A 19,679-nucleotide genomic window follows, 5' to 3' on the forward strand; every position below is an offset into this window, starting at 1 on the left:
ACCTTATGCCTCAGTCCAGACCCAACACGCCGCGCAGTTGGGAAAGATCTTCCGCCAGCGTGGTGATCGGCCCTTTCAACGCATTGCGATCGGCATCGGTCAGCTTCTCATAGGACTCATAGCCGTCTTTGGTTTGGTACTTCGCCAAGATGGTGTCCACGGTTTTGAAGTTGGCGTCGATCTTGTCCAGCAGCGGCTTATTGGCCTTGACCAGCAAAGGACGCAGCAGGTTGACTATCTTCTGTGCGCCGTCGACGTTGGCCTGGAAGTCCCACAGGTCGGTGCGGCTGTAGCGGTCTTCTTCACCGCTGATCTTGCTGGCTGCCACCTCTTCGATCAGCCCGGCTGCGCCGCCCACCACTTTGCTCGGCGGGAAGGTCAGTTCACTCACGCGCTTTTGCAGCTCGACGGTGTCGTGGTACAGGCGATCGGCGTAGGCGCCCATGTCTTTGGTTGAGTTGTCGGCAAACAGCGCCTTCTCCAGACGGTGGAAACCGGTGAAGTTAGGGTCCGCCGATTTCTTCTCGTAGTCGTCTTCGCGGGCGTCGATGCTGCCGTCCAGATCGGAGAACAGCTCGGCGATCGGCTCGATGCGCTCATAGTGCTGGCGGGTCGGCGCGTACAGCTTGCGCGCTTGCTCCACGTTACCGGCCTTCACCGCGTCGGTGAACAGCTTGGTCTGTTTCACCAGCCCATCGACTTCTTTGGTGACGTAGACTTTGTATTCGGCGATCGGGCCAACCAGATCCAGCGCGCTCGGCTTGCCGTCGGTAGCGCCGTTGGCCGCCGCAGTGACAATCAGTTTGCCTTTCGGATTGCTCAGCAGCCCGCAGGTCATGTCATATTCGCCCGCTTCCAGCGTGGCGGTCATTTTCTGGGTGAAACCCGGCGCGATGTTCTCGCGCTCTTCCACCACCATCACCCCTTTCAGGATTTCCCATTCGACGTTTTTCTGGCTGGTGTTGTGCACCACAAACTGCGTCTTGCCGGCCGGCACCGTCAGCTGCATTGGTTCGCACTGCTTGTCGTTGACCGTGACCTTGACCTGCGGCACGTCCGCCGCCAAGGCGTCGATGCTCAGCGCAAACGCCGGGATAGCCAGTAATGCTGCGTGCAACGCCTTACGGCGAAATAACGGAGTAGACATACGAGATTCCCTATTAAACATTAATGATTGATTTTACGTTGCGCCGGGGCCGCTGCCGGCTCCGAGCGCTGCGGCAGGAAAAAGAAAATCAGCGCCGGGATCAGATACAGGAAGTAGACCGCCACTTCGCTGACCGTTGGGGCTTCCTGATAGCCGAGAATGCCTTCCAGCAGAGTGCCGAACAGCGAATGGGTCGACAGGGTGCCGCTGAAATCGAAGGCGATGTCCTGGAAATGGTTCCACAGACCGGCTTCGTGGAAGGCGCGGATCGCCCCGGCGGCCAGGCCGGCGGCGACGAACAGAATGAACAGGCTGGTCCATTTGAAGAATTTGGCCAGGTGCAGCTTCACCCCGCCCCAGTAAATCATCATGCCCAGCACGATGGCGGCCACCAGGCCGAGCACCGCACCGATCGGCGCCGCGGCACCCACGTCTTGCTGAAACGCCGCCAACAGGAAGAACACCGACTCCAGCCCTTCACGCGCTACGGCGAAGAACACCATCGCCACCAACGCCCAACCCTGCCCTTTACCGGCGTTAAGCGCCTGATCGATCGCCCCTTCCAGATGCACCTTGACCGATTTGGATACCTTACGCATCCAGAACACCATATAGGTGAGGATCAGCACCGCCACCACCGCCACGATACCTTCAAACAGCTCCTGCTGTTTTTGCGGGAACTCGCCGGTGGTCTCATTGATGAAGATGCCGAGCGCCAGACACAGCGCCGCGGCGACAATCACGCCGATCCACACCGCACCGAGCCATTGGCTGCGCTGCGTGCGTTTCAGGTAGCTGGCGATCAGGCTGACGATCAGCGCGGCCTCCAGCCCCTCGCGGAACATGATAAGAAAGGGAACAAACATAAATAAACACCCCTGAAAAGACCGCGGCGGCAGAGAAAACTGACTCAAAATGAGCGGCGGCAACTCTGTAAAGAAACGTAAAAACCAACGAGAGTGATTATCATTCTGCCAAGAAGAAATACAAGAGGCGCAAGCGTGATTTTTTCTAATCAAATGTCGCCAGGTGTTACAGCTGAGTGACAGTGGCGAACAGGCAAAAAGAAGGGGCGCTCTGCGCGCCCCTTGCTGACTGACATCGAACGGCTTTATACCGTTTTGTACTCGGCTTCCGCCTGATCGAAACGTTCGGTCATGGTGGCGGAAGGTTGGCGGCCCATCAGGCTCACAACCACGATGGCGAAACAGCCCAGAATAAAGCCCGGGATGATTTCATACAGGCCCAGCCATTCATACTGTTTCCAGACGATCACCGTCACCGCACCGACCAGCATCCCGGCCAGCGCGCCGTTGCGGGTCATGCGCGACCACATCACCGAAATCAGCACCACCGGGCCAAAGGCGGCGCCGAAACCGGCCCAGGCATAGCTCACCAGGCCCAGTACGCGGTTTTCCGGGTTGGCCGCCAGCGCGATGGCGATCAACGCCACCACCAGCACCATCACGCGGCCGACCCATACCAGCTCACGCTGGCTGGCGCCTTTGCGCAGAAATGCCTTGTACAGGTCTTCAGTGATCGCACTAGAGCACACCAGCAGCTGGCAGCTCAGGGTACTCATGACCGCCGCCAGAATCGCCGACAGCAGCACGCCCGCCACCCATGGGTTGAACAACAACATCGCCAGTTCAATGAACACGCGTTCGCCGTTCTGCGACACGTTACCGGCTTGATCCGGGTTATTGGCGAAGTAAGCAATGCCGAAGAAACCGACGGCGATGGTGCCGGCCAGGCACAGGATCATCCAGGTCATGCTGATGCGACGCGCGCTGCGGATGGTGCGGTGAGAATCCGCCGCCATGAAACGCGCCAGGATATGCGGCTGGCCGAAGTAGCCCAGGCCCCAACCCAGCAGCGACAGGATGGCGACGAAGTTCAGCCCCTTCAGCATGTCAAGGTTGGCCGGGTTCTGTGCCTGGATCACCAGCATCGAGGTATCGATGCCGCCAACGGCGAAGATCACGATCACCGGGGTCAGGATCAGCGCGAAAATCATCAGGCTGGCCTGCACGGTGTCGGTCCAGCTCACCGCCAGGAAACCGCCGATGAAGGTATAGAGGATGGTCGCCGCGGCGCCGGCCCACAGGGCGGTTTCGTAGCTCATGCCGAAGGTGCTTTCGAACAGGCGCGCGCCGGCCACGATGCCGGAGGCGCAGTAAATGGTGAAGAACACCAGGATGACGATGGCCGAGATCACCCGCAGCAACTTGCTGTTGTCTTCAAAGCGGCTGGTGAAATAGTCCGGCAGCGTCAGGGCGTTGTTGTTGGCTTCGGTATGTACGCGCAGCCTTCCTGCCACCAGCTTCCAGTTCAGGTAAGCGCCAATGGTCAGGCCGATGGCGATCCAGCTTTCGGAGATGCCGGAGAGGAAGATGGCGCCCGGCAGGCCCATCAGCAACCAGCCGCTCATGTCGGAAGCGCCGGCGGACAGCGCGGTCACCACGCTGCCCAAACTGCGACCGCCGAGAATATAGTCATCAAAGTTGTTGGTTGCCCGGTAGGCAAGCAGGCCGATCAGCACCATCCCGAAAATGTACACCAGGAAGGTCACCAGCATAGGTGTGCTCATTGTCATTTAATTCTCCACTTTCATTATTATTCGCGTTTCGCTCCGGCCAAGCCGGCGCCGGTAAACCCACGCGCAATGCATTTCACTGGCCGCCGCGCCGGAACGTGGCGCAGCCTGCGAGCAAGTGCAGGTAAAATAGTTTCTGCCCGTAATTGTTGACCGTCGGTTATCCTAGATGAGCCTTTCATCAACCAACAAGATATTTAACAACAAAGTTACACAAAGTTTACCCTGCGTCACATTTACCGGGCTCAAAGGTTGCACTCACGACAAACAAAATGAGTTGCACCCTGCTATTACCCTCATATACCGCAAGGTAAAGCGCCTACGGCGTAATAAACCCCGCCGCGTTCGCTCAATAACGCAACATTCGTGCCAACTGCCTGTGTTAAAAAATCGATGAAACTCACACTTCGTTCATCCGCCTGATTTAACAAGGTTGCACAAAGTTGCAACATGCAGGATATTGTCTGCATTCTTGACACCACACATCACACGAACCTATCCCAACAGGCTTTCCAGCCTGCTGTTTGTCTAGCCTGATGGGATAGGTTCTAAACACAGGAGTTGGATAGGCATGGGCACTACCACAATGGGCGTGAAACTCGACGAGGCAACACGCGACCGGATCAAGAGCGCCGCGCAGCGCATCGATCGCACGCCGCACTGGCTCATCAAGCAGGCCATCTTTAATTACCTCGAGCGTCTCGAGAGCGGTACCGATATTCCTGAAATTCCAGCGCTGGCCGCTGTGGGCCAGCCTGAAGCGGACGACATTATGCCGCAAGCGCAGGAAGAGTCACACCAGCCATTCCTCGATTTCGCCGAACAAATTCTGCCGCAATCGGTGACCCGCGCCGCCATCACCGCCGCCTATCGTCGCCCGGAGACCGAAGCGGTGCCGATGTTGCTCGAACAGGCGCGATTACCTGCCGATCTTGCTCAGGCTACTCACAAAATGGCCTACGGCATCGCCGAGAAGTTGCGTAACCAAAAAAGTGCAAACGGCCGCGCCGGCATGGTGCAAGGCCTGCTGCAAGAGTTCTCCCTCTCCTCGCAGGAAGGCGTAGCGCTGATGTGCCTGGCGGAAGCGCTGCTGCGCATTCCGGACAAACCGACCCGCGATGCCCTGATCCGCGACAAGATCAGCAACGGCAACTGGCATTCGCACCTCGGGCGCAGCCCGTCGCTGTTCGTCAACGCCGCCACCTGGGGCCTGCTGTTCACCGGCAAGCTGGTGTCGACCCATAACGAAGCCAATCTGTCCCGCTCGCTGAACCGCATTATCGGCAAGAGCGGCGAGCCGCTGATCCGCAAAGGCGTGGACATGGCGATGCGCCTGATGGGCGAACAGTTCGTGACCGGCGAAACCATCGCCGAGGCGCTGGCCAACGCGCGCAAGCTGGAAGAAAAAGGTTTCCGCTACTCCTACGACATGCTGGGCGAAGCCGCCCTGACCGAGGCCGACGCCCAGGCCTACCTGGTTTCCTACCAGCAGGCGATCCACGCCATCGGCAAAGCCTCCAACGGCCGCGGCATCTATGAAGGTCCCGGCATCTCCATCAAATTGTCCGCCCTGCACCCGCGCTACAGCCGCGCGCAGTACGAACGCGTGATGGAAGAGCTTTACCCGCGCCTGCTGTCGCTGACCCTGCAGGCACGCCAGTATGATATCGGCATCAACATCGACGCCGAAGAGGCCGACCGCCTGGAAATCTCGCTCGATCTGCTGGAGAAACTGTGCTTCGAGCCGCAGTTGGCCGGCTGGAACGGCATCGGCTTCGTGATCCAGGCCTACCAAAAACGTTGCCCGTTCGCCATCGACGCGGTGATCGACATGGCACAGCGCAGCCGCCGTCGCCTGATGATCCGTCTGGTGAAAGGCGCTTACTGGGACAGCGAAATCAAACGCGCCCAAATGGATGGCCTGGAAGGTTATCCGGTTTACACCCGCAAGGTGTACACCGACGTATCCTACCTGGCCTGCGCCCGCAAGCTGCTGTCGGTGCCGAACCTGATTTATCCGCAGTTCGCGACCCACAACGCCCATACGCTGAGCGCCATTTATCACCTGGCCGGCAATAACTACTACCCTGGCCAGTATGAGTTCCAATGCCTGCACGGCATGGGTGAACCGTTGTACGAACAGGTAGTGGGCAAAGTGGCCGACGGCAAACTGAACCGCCCTTGCCGCATCTATGCACCGGTCGGCACCCATGAAACGCTGCTGGCTTACCTGGTGCGCCGCCTGCTGGAAAACGGCGCCAACACCTCGTTCGTCAACCGCATCGCCGACGCCACCCTGCCGCTCGACGAGCTGGTGGCCGATCCGGTCAGCGCCGTGGAAGCGCTGGCGGCCAGCGAAGGCCAGATTGGTCTGCCGCATCCGCGCATTCCGCTGCCGCGCGAGCTGTATGGCGAGAAACGTACCAACTCCAGCGGCCTGGATCTGTCCAACGAACAGCGTTTGGCTTCGCTGTCCAGCGCCCTGCTCACCAGCGCCAGCCATCCATGGCGCGCGGAACCTATCATCGATGCCGAGTTGGATCAGGGCGTCGAGCAGCCGGTGATCAACCCGGCAGAGCCAGGCGATGTGGTCGGCTACGTGCGTGAAGCCACCGAAGGCGAAGTCAGCCGTGCGCTCGACGCCGCCGCGGCCGCCGGCCCAATCTGGTTCGCTACGCCGCCGACGGAGCGCGCCGCGATCCTCGAACGCGCCGCCGAACTGATGGAAAGCCAGCTGCAAAGCCTGCTGGGCATTCTGGTGCGTGAAGCGGGTAAAACCTTCAACAACGCCATCGCCGAAGTGCGCGAAGCGGTCGACTTCCTGCACTACTACGCCGGCCAGGTGCGCGACGACTTCGCCAACGACAGCCACCGCCCGCTGGGCCCGGTGGTCTGCATCAGCCCGTGGAACTTCCCGCTGGCGATCTTCACCGGCCAAATCGCCGCCGCGCTGGCGGCGGGCAACAGCGTGCTGGCCAAACCGGCCGAGCAAACGCCGCTGGTGGCCGCGCAGGCGGTGCGTATCCTGCTGGAAGCCGGCATTCCGCAAGGCGTGCTGCAGCTGCTGCCGGGCCAGGGTGAAACCGTCGGCTCGACGCTGGTTAACGACGCCCGCGTCCGCGGCGTGATGTTTACCGGCTCCACCGACGTCGCCGGCATTCTGCAGCGCAGCATCGCCGGCCGTCTGGATCCTCAAGGCCGTCCGACGCCGCTGATCGCCGAAACCGGCGGCCTGAACGCCATGATCGTCGACTCCTCCGCCCTGACCGAACAGGTGGTGACTGACGTAGTGGCCTCCGCCTTCGACAGCGCCGGCCAACGCTGCTCCGCGCTGCGAATCCTGTGCATTCAGGAAGACGTGGCCGAGCACACGCTGCAAATGCTGCGCGGCGCGATGGCCGAATGCCGCATGGGCAATCCGGAGCGCCTGTCGACCGACGTGGGCCCGGTGATCGACGCCGAAGCCAAAACCGGCATCGAACGCCACATCCAAGCGATGCGTGCCAAAGGCCGCAAGGTGTACCAGGCCGCCAAAGGCAGCGCGCAGGATGAGAAAGAGTGGGCGCGCGGCACCTTCATCAAGCCGACGCTGATCGAGCTCGACAGCTTCGACGAGCTGCAGAAAGAGATCTTCGGCCCGGTGTTGCACGTGGTGCGCTTCCAGCGCAACAATCTGGACGCGCTGGTCGATCAGATCAACGCCGCCGGTTATGGCCTGACGCTGGGCATTCACACCCGTATCGATGAAACCATCGCCCGGGTGACCGAACGTGCCAAGGTCGGCAACCTGTACGTCAACCGCAACATGGTCGGCGCAGTGGTCGGCGTGCAGCCGTTCGGCGGCGAAGGCCTGTCAGGCACCGGCCCGAAAGCCGGCGGTCCGCTGTACCTGTACCGTCTGCTGGCCAACCGCCCGGACGACGCGCTGCAACGTACGCTGCACCGTCAGGACGAAGAGCGCCCGATGGAAGCCACCGCACGGCCGCAGCTGCTGGGTGCGCTGCAATCGCTGGAGAAATGGGCGGTCACCAGCCAACACGGCGAACTGGCGGCATTGGCGCAGCGCTATGCGGAACTGGGCCAGGGCGGCACCGTACGCCCGCTGCCGGGCCCAACCGGCGAGCGCAATACCTATGCCCTGTTGCCGCGTGAACGCGTGCTGTGCCTGGCGGATAACGAAACCGACGCGCTGACCCAACTGGCCGCCGTGCTGGCGGTTGGCAGCTGCGTGCTGTGGCCGGAAGCGGAACTGCAGCGCAATCTGTTCCGCCGCTTGCCGAACGATGTGCAGGCGCGCATCGCCTTCAGCAAAGACTGGCAGCAGGATAAGGTCGAGTTCGACGCCGCCATCTACCACGGCGATGCCGACCAGCTGCGCACCCTGTGCGAGCAGATCGCGCAGCGCGGCGGCGCCATCGTTTCGGTGCAGGGCTTCGCCCACGGTGAAACCAACATCCTGTTGGAACGCCTGCTGATCGAACGTTCGCTGAGCGTCAACACCGCCGCCGCCGGCGGTAACGCCAGCCTGATGACCATCGGTTAACGCATCGCCAAGGCGGCCATGCATGGCCGCCTGATTGGCTCACCGCTACGCAAACCCTGCACTCGTGCAGGGTTTTTTATTGCCCGCAGGCGGATCAGCCGTTAGCGCCTTATTATCCTTACAGGGTGGGGCGTCGCTCTTGGACGATAACAACATAGACGGATTATTCTGTTTGAAAGCCGCGTCAGAGCGCTACGAGACGCATTGACTTTCGGGATCGGCAATATTCGGAATACGGCAGTCGCAGCGGATTTCTCGCCGCCGCCGCGCGAAACGAATGGTTGAAAGCGGAGTGAATGCGGTCGGGGGAAACGCCCCCGACGCCTTATTGATTCCGGAACTTGTCAAGGAATTGCTGGGTGCGCTGATGCTGCGGATTGGCGAACAGCGCTTTGGCCGGGCCCTGTTCAACAATGCGGCCGTGATCCATAAAGATAACCCGGTCGGCCACGTCGCGGGCGAAGCTCATCTCATGGGTGACGATCACCATGGTGCGTTTCTCTTCCGCCAGTGAGCGCATGGTATTGAGCACTTCCCCCACCAGCTCGGGATCGAGCGCCGACGTCGGCTCGTCGAACAAAATCACCTCCGGCTGCATCGCCAGCGCGCGCGCGATCGCCACCCGCTGCTGCTGCCCGCCGGACAGCCGACGCGGATAAGCCGCCTCTTTGCCGCTCAGGCCCACTTTGGCCAGCAATGCGCGGGCGCGCTGTTCAGCGCTGGCTTTCGCCTCGCCTTTAACGATAACCGGCCCTTCGATGATGTTTTCCAGCACCGAACGGTGCGGAAACAGGTTGAAGTTCTGGAACACGAAACCGACCTGCTGACGCAGCGCGCGCACCTGATTTTTCTGTTTGCTCAGCGGCTTGCTGCCGTCGATCTGAATATCGCCGACGCGAATAGTGCCGGAATCCGGCTCCTCCAGCAGATTGATGCAGCGCAACAAGGTGGTTTTCCCCGAACCGCTCGGCCCGATGATCGCCACCACTTCACCGGCGTCCACCGCCAGATCGATCCCATGCAGCACCGTCTGACCCTTGAACTGCTTGGTCAATTGCTTAACTTCAATGGCACTCATGCGTTACTCCTGATCCTGGCGATTAACGTGGGCTTCCAGACGGTTTTGCAGTGCGGAAAGCAGGGTCGCCATCACCCAGTAAATCAGCGATGCCGCCAGGTACATGGTGAACACTTCCAGCGTGCGCGAGGTGATCAGCTGCGCCTGGCGGAACAGTTCCGGCACCTGAATGGTGGCGGCCAGCGAGGTGTCCTTCACCAGGCCGATAAAGCTGTTGCCCAGCGGCGGCAAGGCGGTGCGCGCCGCCTGCGGCAGGATCACCCGGCGCAGGGTTTGCCAACGGGTCATGCCGATGCTGGCGGCGGCTTCCCACTGCCCTTTATCGATCGACGAAATCGCCGCGCGCAGCGTTTCCGAGGTGTAGGCGGCGGTATTGAGCGACAGGCCAATCAGCGCCGCCGGGAAAGGGTCGAATTCGATGCCGAACTGCGGCAGACCGTAATAGATCATAAACAGCTGGGCAATCAACGGCGTGCCGCGGAACAGCGACACGTAAATACGCGACAGCCACGACAGCGGCCACAGCGGCGAAAGGCGCATCAGCGCCAGCAGAAAACCGAGCAACAAGCCTAGCGCCATACCGCCCAGGCTGAGCTGAAGCGTCAGTATTGCGCCCTTCAATAAAAATGGCGCTGAATCCAGCGCCAGTTGAATACTTTCGTGCATTATTTAGTTACGTCCGCGCCAAACCATTTCTCGGAGATCTTCGCCAGCGTGCCGTCTTTTTGCATCTCGGCGATCGCCTGGTCAATCGCGGCCAGCAGCTCTGGGTTGTTCTTGCGCAGCGCCACGCCGGATTCCTGGCGAGAGAACGCCGGGCCGGCTACCGCCAGCGTATCGCCGGTTTTCTTCACCAGATCCAGCGCCGCCAGGCGATCCACCAGAATGGCGTTGATGCGGCCAACGCGCAGATCCTGATACTTGGTCGGATCGTCGTCGTAGGTGCGCACGTCTACGCCCTGCACGTTCTCGCGCAGCCATTGCTCATAGTTGGTGCCCAGGCCAACGCCGACCTTCTTGCCCTTCAGGTCTTCCGGCTTGGTGATGGTGCCTTCGTTGCCCTTTTTCACCAGCGCCTGAATACCGGAAACGGTATACGGAGTGGAGAAGTCATATTTCTTCTTGCGCTCATCGGAGAGCGTCACCTGGTTGATAACCACATCGATACGTTTCGAGTCCAACGACGCCAGCATGCCGTCCCACTTGGTCGGGTTCAGCTTGGCTTTCACGCCCAGATGTTCCGCCAGCGCGTTGGCGAAATCCACTTCAAAACCGGTCAACTTGCCGTCTTCACCCTGGAAGCTGAACGGCGGATAGGTGCCTTCCAGCCCGACGATCAGCGTGCCGCGCTGTTTCACCTGCTGCAGCAGGTTATCAGCGGCGTAGGTTTGAGTCGTCACACCGGCGGCCAACGCAATACCCACCACGCCCAACAACCATTGACGACGAACTTTCGCAAACATCATAAACACCCCTGTGTGTTATTTATCTTTTTTGATATCAGCACTTTAACAGTGCGACCGCCCGCATAAAGGAATATAACTTTATAAATATAGTTCAAAATGGAATAACAAGCGGTTTTTACACCTGCGGATGGTAGGCGAACAGCGCCGGCGCACCACCGGTGTGAACGAACAGAATAGGGCCCTCATCGCGGAAGCGCCGCTGGGCGATGCCGTCGATCAAACCGGCCATCGCTTTGCCGGTGTATACCGGATCCAGCAACACGCCCTCTTGCTGCGCCAGCAGCTGAACCGCCGCCATGCCCTCTTCGTTCGGCATGCCGTACTGCGGCGCGAAATAATCGTCCCACAGCGCGATCGGCGCCAGCTCGTCGATATTCAGCGAACAAGCCAGGGCTTTCTGGATCTGCTCCACCTTCGGCAGTTGATCGATCACGGTGCGCGAGACCGTCACGCCGATCAACTCGGTTTCCGGCAGCAGCTGTTGCAACCCCACCGCCAGCCCGGCGTGAGTGCCGGCGCTGCCGGACGCCACCACCACAGAACTGAACGCCACGTTGCTGCGTTGGCTCTGTTCGGCGATTTCCAATGCGCACTGCACATATCCCAGCGCGCCCAGCGCATTGGAACCGCCCACCGGCACCACGTAAGGCCGGAACCCCTGCGCCTCAAGGCGCGTCGCCAGTTCAGCCAGCTGTTGCTGCGGATCGTGCAGCGCTTCGCACATCACCACCTCGGCGTTGAACAGGCCGAGCAACAGGCGGTTGCCGTTGGTCAGATAGTTTTCCGCGCGGGTGTCGATAGGGTTTTCCAGCAGCGCGACGCAGTGCAGGCCCAGCTTCGCCGCCACCGCCGCCGTCTGGCGCACGTGGTTGGATTGAATGGCGCCGGCGGTGACCAGCGTATCGGCGCCTTGCCTCAGCGCATCGGCGGCCAGAAACTCGAGCTTTCTCAGCTTGTTGCCGCCCATGGCCATAGGAGTGACATCGTCACGTTTAAGGTAGATTTCGCGGCCGAGGTAATCGGAGAGACGGGACAGCTTTTCGAGCGGTGTGGCGGTGCCAACCAGATCCAGACGCGGAAATTGCGCCAGTTGTTGTTGCAGGTTCACTACTTCCCCCCAGGGAATCGAATATCAACATCTGATAACCGATAGATTTAGCAGATGTGAACTGAATAATCATCCTTTATCACGGGGGGATCCGCAGACCCCGGCCCAGCGGCCGGGGAAAATCTCAGTAGCTGCGCTGCCAGGCGAGATACTGATCGTATTTGCGCAGCGCAATGCGGTAGTTGTTGTGCGCCGCGGTAGGCAGATCGTCGATAATGCGCTGATGGCTGGCGCTGCTGGCGAATTTATCCGCCGGATAGTTGCGCGCCACCAGCATTTCGTCCAGCCGGCGCAGCCGCACCACATACTCGCGGATGGTGCTGTGGCTCATCTCGGTCTGTTCGAACAGATACTGCTTGAACGCCATGATGTCGAAATAGCTCGGGTGGCTGTTACAGGAGATCTCGCTGCAAAAGCGGCACAGCGCGGTCAGCTCGTGCTGCACGTTTTGCCAGACCGCATCGTCGATCGGCTGATCCATGCGCGCGATGGCTTCTTTATTGATAATCTTGCCGCGAAACACCAGCGCCATGCGGTCCAACAGTTTGCCGCACTGGGAGCAATGGGTCTGGCTGTGCTTGTAGTCTTTCAGGTAACGGCTAAGCGGCCGTTTCTTTAACAGTATTCCTTGCATAAGGGGCAGTCCGGTTGTCGCATGGGTCATCAAGTTGAGGGGCGGCGGGCCGCCGTCAGGTATCGTTCGCCAGCCGCGCACGCAGCCGTTTGATCGCCTGACTGTGCAGTTGGCTGACGCGGGATTCCCCGACGTCCAGCACGGCGCCGATCTCTTTGAGATTCAACTCTTCCTGGTAATACAGCGTCAGCACCATTTTTTCGCGCTCCGGCAACGCCTCGATGGCGTCGATCACCCGCTGGCGCAGGCTGCCTTCCAACAGGTGATGCAGCGGGTTGGCCTCTTCATGCCCTTCCAGCACCGGTTCCGCGTTTTCGCCATGCTCCTCGCGCCATTCGTCGTAGGAGAAAAGCTGGCTGTTATTGGTGTCCAACAGAATTTGACGGTACTCATCCAGCGAGATATTCAGCGTCTGCGCCACTTCCGTCTCGCTCGCCGGGCGGCCGTAACGCTGTTCCAGTTGCCGCATCACCTGCGCGACCTCGCGCGCATGGCGCCGCACGCTGCGCGGCACCCAGTCGCGGCTGCGCAGCTCGTCGAGCATCGCGCCGCGAATGCGCTGCACCGCATAGGTGGTAAAGGCGGTTCCCTGTAGGGCGTCATAACGCTCAACGGCGTTCAATAGCCCGATTCCCCCGGCCTGCAGCAGGTCGTCAAGCTCCACGCTGGCGGGCAGCCTAACCTGCAGGCGCAACGCCTCGTGGCGCACTAACGGCACGTAGCGCAGCCAGAGAGAATTTTTGTCCATCACGCCTTCGGCGGTATACAGATCGCTCACTATGTCTTAAACCTGCGGATAAGAGAGTCAGCGCTATTATGCGTAGGGGGCGAAATGCCAATCGGCTGAACAGTCGCACAAAACAGGCTTTATTTGCGCCATGTAATAACCGCGCGGTGCGCGAGCATAAAAAAACCCCGCCTAAGCGGGGTTTCTTTGCGACAGTTAATCGGGAGAGACGATTAACGCAGCAGGGACAGAACGTTCTGAGTAGACTGGTTAGCCTGTGCCAGAACAGAGGTGCCAGCCTGTTGCAGGATGTTGGCACGGCTCATGTTGGACACTTCGGTCGCGTAGTCAGCATCCTGGATACGGGACTGAGAAGCGGACAGGTTGTTCACGGTGCTGTTCAGGTTGTTGATAACAGAATCGAAACGGTTCTGTACCGCACCCAGAGAAGAACGCAGGCCGTCAACCTGTGCCAGCGCTTTGTCCAGAGTGTCCAGTGGCGTTTGTTTCAGATCGGCATCTGCACCAGCAGTCACTTTACCATCATCAGCGATGGTTGCGGCTTTATAAGTTTTAGCACCATCTGAAGCGGTGGTTTGGACATAGAAAGCTTCCTTGCCGTCTTTATCTTTGGCAGTTACTAAAGCTTCGCCATCTTTCAGACCCGATGTTTTAGAATCGTAAGTGATGTCTTTAGTACCGTTATTGATTGTAGCGCCGTCAGCGATAGCTACTGGTTTTGCAGTTACATCAAATTTTTCCAGGCCCAGTTGCTTAGCGTCGATTTTTTTCAGGTCGATATCGATGGTTTCACCGTCGTTAGCGCCAACCTGAATGGTCAGTTTCTGATCGCTGCTCAGCACTTTCACGCCGTTGAAGTCAGTTTGTTCGGAGATACGGTTGATCTCTTTCAGGCGCTGAGTGATTTCGTCCTGGATAGAGTTCAGGTCGCTGGTGGAGTTGGAACCGTTCTGCGCCTGTACGGTCAGACGACGGATGTTCTGCAGGTTGTCGTTAACTTCGTTCAGTGCGCCTTCAGTGGTCTGCGCCAGAGAGATACCGTCGTTGGCGTTGCGAGAAGCCTGAGTCAGGCCTTTGATGTTCGCGGTGAAACGGTTGGAGATCGCCTGACCCGCAGCATCGTCTTTCGCGCTGTTGATACGCAGACCGGAAGACAGACGCTCAATCGCAGTGCCCAGAGAAGACTGAGATTTGTTCAGGTTGTTCTGCGCCATCAGCGACAGGCTGTTAGTGTTGATTACTTGTGCCATTGTTTGCTTTCCTTACGAGTCAGTTGCGTTCTTCGCAACACGGTTAAAAGGTTCGGGCTTGTTTGCCCACGGCGTCAACCACCGTCCCCTCAGGTATCGGCCCTCCCCTAACAACCTTTAGCAATTTTTTAAAATTTTTTGCGTCTGCGGCAATGGCAGAAATAACGCGGTTTTTCCCTCCTCTATTGCGCCATCGGTTTTTTGCTTTTATCGGTAAACTTTTTCATCACTGGGCCGATAACGCGTAAAGCGAATAAAGTCATCATCAAGGAGAATTACTCATGGCAACGATCAGTTCATTAGGTCTCGGCTCAGGACTCGACCTCAACGGCTTGCTGGATAAGCTGACCAAAGCGGAACAACAGCGTCTGACCCCTTACACCACCAAGCAATCCAGCTATAACGCCCAGTTGACCGGTTACGGCACGTTGAAAGGCGCGCTGGAAAAATTCGACAACCTCAGCAAAGAGATGGCGAAGGAGGATTTCTTCAAGGCGACTACCGCCACCGAACACGACGCCTTTAAAATCACCACCAACGCCAAGGCGGTGCCGGGCAACTACGTGGTGGAAGTCAAGAACCTGGCGCAGGCGCAAACTCTGACCACTCAGGCGAAAGTCAGCGACCAAGGCGCTAAATTAGGTACCGAAGGCGCCACCGACCGCTCGCTGACCATCACCGCCGGCAACCCGCCGAAAGAAACCAAAATCCCGCTCAGCGACGATCAAACTTCGCTGGTTGAGCTGCGCGACGCCATCAACGGCGCCAAGGCCGGCGTCACCGCCAGCATCATGCGCGTCGGCGACAACGACTACCAGTTGGCGATCAGCTCCTCCACCACCGGTGAAAACAACAAGATTTCCCTCCAGGTCGATAACGACGATAAGCTGGGCGATATCCTGAACTACAACGCCACGCGTGGCACCTCCACCGCCATGAAGCAGACGGTCGCGCCGCAGGATGCGGAGCTGATGGTGAACGGCACGGCCATCAAACGCAGCACCAACTCGATCAGCGATGCCCTGCAGGGCGTCACCATCGATTTGAAAACCAAAACCAAAACCGATGAACCGCAGCACCTGGTGATCAGCACCAACACCGCCGGCACCACCGACAAAATCAAAGAGTGGGTCGACAGCTATAACTCATTGCTGGATACCTTCAACGCGTTGTCCAAGTTCACCCCGGTGAAAACCGGCGAAGCGCCAAACCCCAGCAACGGTCCGCTGCTGGGCGACAACACCCTGCGCGGCGTTCAGTCGTCGATCAAAAGCGCCCTGAGTGCAGCCCAGGACAACCCGGAGTTGAAAGGCCTGGGCAACCTCGGCATTTCCACCAACACCAAAACCGGCAAGTTGGAAATCGACAGCGCCAAGCTGAAGAAAGCGATGGATGAGAAGCCGGATCAGGTCAGCAACTTCTTCGTCGGCAACGGCAAAGACACCGGCATGGCCACCGAGATCCACAACCAGATCCAAAGCTACATCAAATCCGGCGGCATCATCGAGAACTCGACCAAAAGCATCAACACCAACCTCGATCGCCTGAACAGCCAGATCACCACGGTCACCGCCAGCATTCAGAACACCATCGATCGTTATAAACAACAGTTCGTTCAGCTGGATACCATGATGTCGAAAATGAACGGCACCAGTAACTATTTGGCTCAACAGTTCAAGTAACCCTTTAACAAGGTAAAGAAAACAGCATGTATAACCGTAGCGGCACTCAGGCCTATGCGCAGGTCAGTCTGGAAAGCGGCGCCATGAGCGCCAGCCCGCACCAGTTAATCGTGATGTTGTTCGACGGGGCGCTCAGCGCCCTGCTTCGCGCACGCATCCTGATGAACCAGGGCGATATCGCCGGCAAAGGTATGGCGCTGTCCAAAGCCATCAATATCATCGACAACGGTCTGAAAAGCGGCCTCGACCCTCAGCAGGGCGGCGAGATCGCCGAAAACCTGGCGGCGTTGTACGACTATATGAAGCGTCGGCTGATGCAGGCCAACCTGCACAACGACGAAGCGGCGATCGCCGAAGTGGTCAAACTGCTGGAAAACATCGCCGACGCCTGGCGCCAGATTGGCCCTAACTACCAACCTTCGCAGGACGCCATGTAATGGAACGTCAACAGCAGCTGTTAGCCGCTTATCAACAAATTTATAGCCTGAGCAGCCAGATGATCGCGCTGGCGCAAACCGGGCGCTGGGAGGAGCTCGTCGAGCTCGAATTCGCTTACGTGACGGCGGTGGAAAAAACCGCCGCCTTCACCGGGCAAGCCGGCCCGTCAATGGCCTTGCAGGAGATGCTGCGCAATAAGCTGCAACAGATCCTCGACAACGAAACCGAGCTCAAACGTCTGTTACAGCAGCGGATGGATGAGCTGAAGATGCTGATCGAACAGTCCACGCGCCAGAACGTGGTCAACAATACCTACGGCCAGTTTCATGATCGTGCGCTGTTGCTGGGGGAACCACAGGTCCGATAAGATCGACAATACTGACGAAAATGGATTAAATAGCACTATGCGCTATTACTCTCGGGTTACGTTAGGATATTAATCTATGGCATTTGAATTATTCAGTTTATGGGTAATTGGTAAAATGCGCGCTTCGAGCCTGGCTCTCACTTTAATGGATAAACATTATCCCGACACGGACGTTTTCTGTTCAGCAGGAAATTGATTTTTGATAGATAAAACACGCCGCTGTGTTTCACGGCCCATGGAAAAATGTTGCTCCAACGCGGATCAAAGCGTAAAGATATTCTCAGATAATGGCTGCGAAATGAATATCGATGGAACGTACAATTAATCTCTGTCCAGGAATTGGCGCCTCAGCGCACATCATTCAGCATACTGAATTATTATTCCCTTCAGTCTATTTTGAGCAACCACATCTGTATCTGATACAACAAGGCCATAAGCGCGTACGCTGGCAACAACACGAGGTGGTGGCTCATGCCGGCGAGCTGTTGATTATCGACGGGGGGCAAACGGTGGATATTATTAATGGCCCATCCGCAGAAGGTGTTTTCAGCTGCCAGTTGCTGACCTGCGATCCACGGCTGCTCACGATTCAGCCTCCGGCTGAGGAAGCGCCGACGCCAATGCCGTTCGATGCCGTCCTGGCGCTGCGCAACCTGCCCTGCGCCCTGAAGCACAGTTTTGAGACGACCAGCCTGGCGCTGGCGCTCCGGCAGCGGTTTCCCACCATCATCGTGCGGCACAAAATGCTGGAAATTCTGCTGTGGCTGGCCCAGTTCGGCATTCGCTTCATCCACAACGAAGCCAAAGACCTCACCCAACGCGTGCGTCGCTGCCTGGCAACCGATCCGCACAGCATTTGGACGGCGGCCAAAGTGGCGGAAAGCCTGTCGATGAGTGAAGTGATGCTGCGCCGCAAACTGTCGATGGAAAATACCGCATTGCGTAATCTGATGATCGACGTGCGCATGAGTAGCGCGCTGGCCCTGCTGCAGTCGACCGACTGGCCGATCTCCGCCATTGCGCAACATGTCGGCTATGAAAGCGCATCACGTTTCGCCGAACGTTTTCGCAAACGTTTCGGTTTCGCCCCTACCGCTATTCGCGGTCATCAAAGGATTATGGAACCCGGCTCTCAAGGCATTGAGTCGCTGGTCGCCGGAGAAACCTAAATAGACGCGTAACAAAATGGCTTTATTTGACACAGATCCCTAACGATTGTCACACCGCCGAGATACGCTACGCAACGTTCATCCGCCGAAGAGCGAAATAAATGATGCGTAATGAAAAGCGATTATTTTCTCTAGCAATCACGTTGTTGGGGCTGTGGCTGTTGGTATTGTTGTATGAAGAAGACATGATGCGTTTACTTGCCGCACAATAAAACGGCCAGGCTTTTTATCGCCTGGTCAGACTTCAGTCCAGTTTAACCAGAACGCCAATTAATACGGCAAGTACCGTCAGCATTAAAATACTGATCAGACGCCATCTGGATTCGCTTTTCGTGCTCATTGACCTGCCTCGAATAATAACCCTACTAATCAGGCTATAATAAACGGTCACCTGCGTATTCAATAAGCCTGACAGCACCGTTTTCGCCCCTCTATTCGGTAGATTAGCGCCCATTCCTTGTCGGTTGCGACACCGGCCATTAGCACGGCAATACCGGTGGTGCCACAAGCGCCAATTTCCCCGGTAGCTCCGCCACCAGTTTTTCCACCGCCAGCCGCACCTTGAGCGGCTGGTAAGGCATATAGGGCCACACGGCATTCACCGGAAAACTGAGGCTGGATCCACCGCGCATGATTTCCACCAGCGTCCCTGCCATCAGCCGCTCGCGTACCAGCCACTCCGGCAGCCAGGCAATACCGGCTCCGGCGGAAACGGCATCGACGATCCCCTGCATGTCATCCATCATCATCTTGGCCGGTGGCCTGAACGACTGCAGCTCACCGTTTTCGCCGCGAAGTTGCCAGGGCAACACGGCGCCGGCGTGCAGATACCCCACCGCCTGGTGTTGGCTTAACGCGTCCAGCGTGCTCGGTTCACCACTGCGCCGCAGGTAGTCGGGCGAGGCGCACAGCAGCATGCCGTGTTCGCCCAAGCGCCGGGCAACCAAACTGCCGCTGTCCGCCAGTTCGCCGATGCGAACCGCCAGATCGAACCCCTCATCGATCAGATCGATCCTGCGGTCGTTGAACGAAATTTCCAGCGTCAGTAAGGGATGCTCATTCGCCAGTGCCGTCATCAAGGGTGCAATGCACAGATGGCCGAACAACACCGGCATCGAGATCCTGAGCCGGCCTCGGACCTGCATCTTGCCACTGTCCAACTGGTTTTCCGCCGCCTGAACGTTCGCCAACGCCTGCCGGCAGTGCTCGTAGTACAACGCCCCTTCATCCGTCAGGCTCAGGCTGCGCGTCGTGCGCATAAACAACATCACGCCGAGCCGCGCCTCCAGACGCGACACGATTTTGCTGACCGCAGAACGTGTCAGATGCAGTTTTTCTGCGGCGGCGGCAAAACTGCCGCCTTCCGCTACGGCAACAAACGCCGGCAGTGCGCTGAGATCGCTTTTCATTTTACTGCTTCCAAATTGGAATCAATTAAGTGAAAACCTATCAC

The 19,679-nt window shown here is 58.4% G+C and carries 16 protein-coding genes; 5 read left to right on the forward strand and 11 right to left on the reverse strand.

Features of this window, described 5'->3' with window-relative positions; genetic code table 11:
• Nucleotides 1-10: 10 nt before the first annotated feature.
• The 3 genes from efeO to putP form a co-directional block, all read right to left on the reverse strand.
• Complete coding sequence (gene efeO / locus ACMGGW_RS13215) at nt 11-1,147, reverse strand: iron uptake system protein EfeO (RefSeq protein WP_043138585.1); 1,137 nt, start codon at nt 1,145-1,147, stop codon at nt 11-13.
• Between the two features lie 20 nt (nt 1,148-1,167).
• Nucleotides 1,168-2,013, reverse strand: coding sequence for an iron uptake transporter permease EfeU (efeU, locus tag ACMGGW_RS13220; protein ID WP_049204115.1), 846 nt, complete (start codon nt 2,011-2,013; stop codon nt 1,168-1,170).
• 245 nt (nt 2,014-2,258) lie between these two features.
• Nucleotides 2,259-3,743 carry a sodium/proline symporter PutP gene (gene putP, locus ACMGGW_RS13225; protein WP_025303234.1) on the reverse strand — a complete coding sequence of 495 codons (1,485 nt, stop codon included), beginning with the start codon at nt 3,741-3,743 and terminating at the stop codon, nt 2,259-2,261.
• A 571-nt stretch (nt 3,744-4,314) separates the two neighbouring features.
• On the opposite strand from putP, the gene putA reads away from it, so the two are divergent.
• Complete coding sequence (gene putA / locus ACMGGW_RS13230; RefSeq protein ID WP_197812481.1) at nt 4,315-8,286, forward strand: trifunctional transcriptional regulator/proline dehydrogenase/L-glutamate gamma-semialdehyde dehydrogenase; 3,972 nt, start codon at nt 4,315-4,317, stop codon at nt 8,284-8,286.
• 325 nt (nt 8,287-8,611) lie between these two features.
• Here the strand turns inward: putA and tcyN are convergent, their stop codons facing one another.
• The 7 genes from tcyN to ACMGGW_RS13265 form a co-directional block, all read right to left on the reverse strand.
• A complete protein-coding gene (tcyN, locus tag ACMGGW_RS13235) occupies nt 8,612-9,364 on the reverse strand; it encodes an L-cystine ABC transporter ATP-binding protein TcyN (RefSeq protein ID WP_025303236.1) in 753 nt (250 codons plus the stop codon).
• 3 nt (nt 9,365-9,367) lie between these two features.
• Nucleotides 9,368-10,030, reverse strand: a complete 663-nt coding sequence (tcyL, locus tag ACMGGW_RS13240) for a cystine ABC transporter permease (RefSeq protein ID WP_025303237.1) — start codon at nt 10,028-10,030, stop codon at nt 9,368-9,370.
• Nucleotides 10,030-10,830 carry a cystine ABC transporter substrate-binding protein gene (gene tcyJ, locus ACMGGW_RS13245; protein ID WP_025303238.1) on the reverse strand — a complete coding sequence of 267 codons (801 nt, stop codon included), beginning with the start codon at nt 10,828-10,830 and terminating at the stop codon, nt 10,030-10,032. The genes tcyL and tcyJ overlap by 1 nt, the downstream gene beginning before the upstream one ends.
• 115 nt (nt 10,831-10,945) lie before the next feature.
• Nucleotides 10,946-11,938, reverse strand: coding sequence for a D-cysteine desulfhydrase (locus ACMGGW_RS13250; RefSeq protein ID WP_025303239.1), 993 nt, complete (start codon nt 11,936-11,938; stop codon nt 10,946-10,948).
• A 124-nt stretch (nt 11,939-12,062) separates the two neighbouring features.
• Entirely contained in the window at nt 12,063-12,572 is a 510-nt protein-coding gene (gene fliZ / locus ACMGGW_RS13255) for a flagella biosynthesis regulatory protein FliZ (protein WP_197832281.1), read from the reverse strand.
• Between the two features lie 55 nt (nt 12,573-12,627).
• Nucleotides 12,628-13,350 carry an RNA polymerase sigma factor FliA gene (locus tag ACMGGW_RS13260; RefSeq protein ID WP_197832282.1) on the reverse strand — a complete coding sequence of 241 codons (723 nt, stop codon included), beginning with the start codon at nt 13,348-13,350 and terminating at the stop codon, nt 12,628-12,630.
• Between the two features lie 182 nt (nt 13,351-13,532).
• A complete protein-coding gene (locus ACMGGW_RS13265; protein WP_025303241.1) occupies nt 13,533-14,570 on the reverse strand; it encodes a flagellin FliC in 1,038 nt (345 codons plus the stop codon).
• 281 nt (nt 14,571-14,851) lie between these two features.
• On the opposite strand from ACMGGW_RS13265, the gene fliD reads away from it, so the two are divergent.
• The 4 genes from fliD to ACMGGW_RS13285 all read left to right on the forward strand — a co-directional run bounded on the left by fliD (nt 14,852) and on the right by ACMGGW_RS13285 (nt 18,226).
• Nucleotides 14,852-16,252, forward strand: a complete 1,401-nt coding sequence (gene fliD, locus ACMGGW_RS13270) for a flagellar filament capping protein FliD (protein WP_142590279.1) — start codon at nt 14,852-14,854, stop codon at nt 16,250-16,252.
• Nucleotides 16,253-16,278: 26 nt separating this feature from the next.
• A complete protein-coding gene (gene fliS / locus ACMGGW_RS13275) occupies nt 16,279-16,689 on the forward strand; it encodes a flagellar export chaperone FliS (protein WP_025303243.1) in 411 nt (136 codons plus the stop codon).
• Nucleotides 16,689-17,057 carry a flagella biosynthesis regulatory protein FliT gene (fliT, locus tag ACMGGW_RS13280; RefSeq protein WP_004934765.1) on the forward strand — a complete coding sequence of 123 codons (369 nt, stop codon included), beginning with the start codon at nt 16,689-16,691 and terminating at the stop codon, nt 17,055-17,057. The genes fliS and fliT overlap by 1 nt, the downstream gene beginning before the upstream one ends.
• Before the next feature lie 308 nt (nt 17,058-17,365).
• A complete protein-coding gene (locus tag ACMGGW_RS13285; RefSeq protein WP_025303244.1) occupies nt 17,366-18,226 on the forward strand; it encodes a helix-turn-helix transcriptional regulator in 861 nt (286 codons plus the stop codon).
• Nucleotides 18,227-18,705: 479 nt separating this feature from the next.
• Here ACMGGW_RS13285 and ACMGGW_RS13290 read toward each other — a convergent pair whose 3' ends face one another.
• Nucleotides 18,706-19,635 (reverse strand): LysR family transcriptional regulator, encoded by a 930-nt coding sequence (locus ACMGGW_RS13290; protein ID WP_025303245.1) that lies wholly within the window; start codon nt 19,633-19,635, stop codon nt 18,706-18,708.
• Nucleotides 19,636-19,679 lie beyond the last annotated feature (44 nt).

The sequence above is a fragment of the Serratia sp. BNK-4 genome (assembly GCF_048685115.1).
GTDB lineage: Bacteria > Pseudomonadota > Gammaproteobacteria > Enterobacterales > Enterobacteriaceae > Serratia > Serratia bockelmannii.

Bases quoted from the DNA above. Each gene is read 5' to 3' on its own strand.
- efeO (WP_043138585.1), bottom strand. From the start codon at position 1,147: ATGTCTACTCCGTTATTTCGCCGTAAGGCGTTGCACGCAGCATTACTG.
- efeU (WP_049204115.1), bottom strand. From the start codon at position 2,013: ATGTTTGTTCCCTTTCTTATCATGTTCCGCGAGGGGCTGGAGGCCGCG.
- putP (WP_025303234.1), bottom strand. From the start codon at position 3,743: ATGACAATGAGCACACCTATGCTGGTGACCTTCCTGGTGTACATTTTC.
- putA (WP_197812481.1), top strand. From the start codon at position 4,315: ATGGGCACTACCACAATGGGCGTGAAACTCGACGAGGCAACACGCGAC.
- tcyN (WP_025303236.1), bottom strand. From the start codon at position 9,364: ATGAGTGCCATTGAAGTTAAGCAATTGACCAAGCAGTTCAAGGGTCAG.
- tcyL (WP_025303237.1), bottom strand. From the start codon at position 10,030: ATGCACGAAAGTATTCAACTGGCGCTGGATTCAGCGCCATTTTTATTG.
- tcyJ (WP_025303238.1), bottom strand. From the start codon at position 10,830: ATGATGTTTGCGAAAGTTCGTCGTCAATGGTTGTTGGGCGTGGTGGGT.
- fliZ (WP_197832281.1), bottom strand. From the start codon at position 12,572: ATGCAAGGAATACTGTTAAAGAAACGGCCGCTTAGCCGTTACCTGAAA.
- ACMGGW_RS13265 (WP_025303241.1), bottom strand. From the start codon at position 14,570: ATGGCACAAGTAATCAACACTAACAGCCTGTCGCTGATGGCGCAGAAC.
- fliD (WP_142590279.1), top strand. From the start codon at position 14,852: ATGGCAACGATCAGTTCATTAGGTCTCGGCTCAGGACTCGACCTCAAC.
- fliS (WP_025303243.1), top strand. From the start codon at position 16,279: ATGTATAACCGTAGCGGCACTCAGGCCTATGCGCAGGTCAGTCTGGAA.
- fliT (WP_004934765.1), top strand. From the start codon at position 16,689: ATGGAACGTCAACAGCAGCTGTTAGCCGCTTATCAACAAATTTATAGC.
- ACMGGW_RS13285 (WP_025303244.1), top strand. From the start codon at position 17,366: ATGGAACGTACAATTAATCTCTGTCCAGGAATTGGCGCCTCAGCGCAC.
- ACMGGW_RS13290 (WP_025303245.1), bottom strand. From the start codon at position 19,635: ATGAAAAGCGATCTCAGCGCACTGCCGGCGTTTGTTGCCGTAGCGGAA.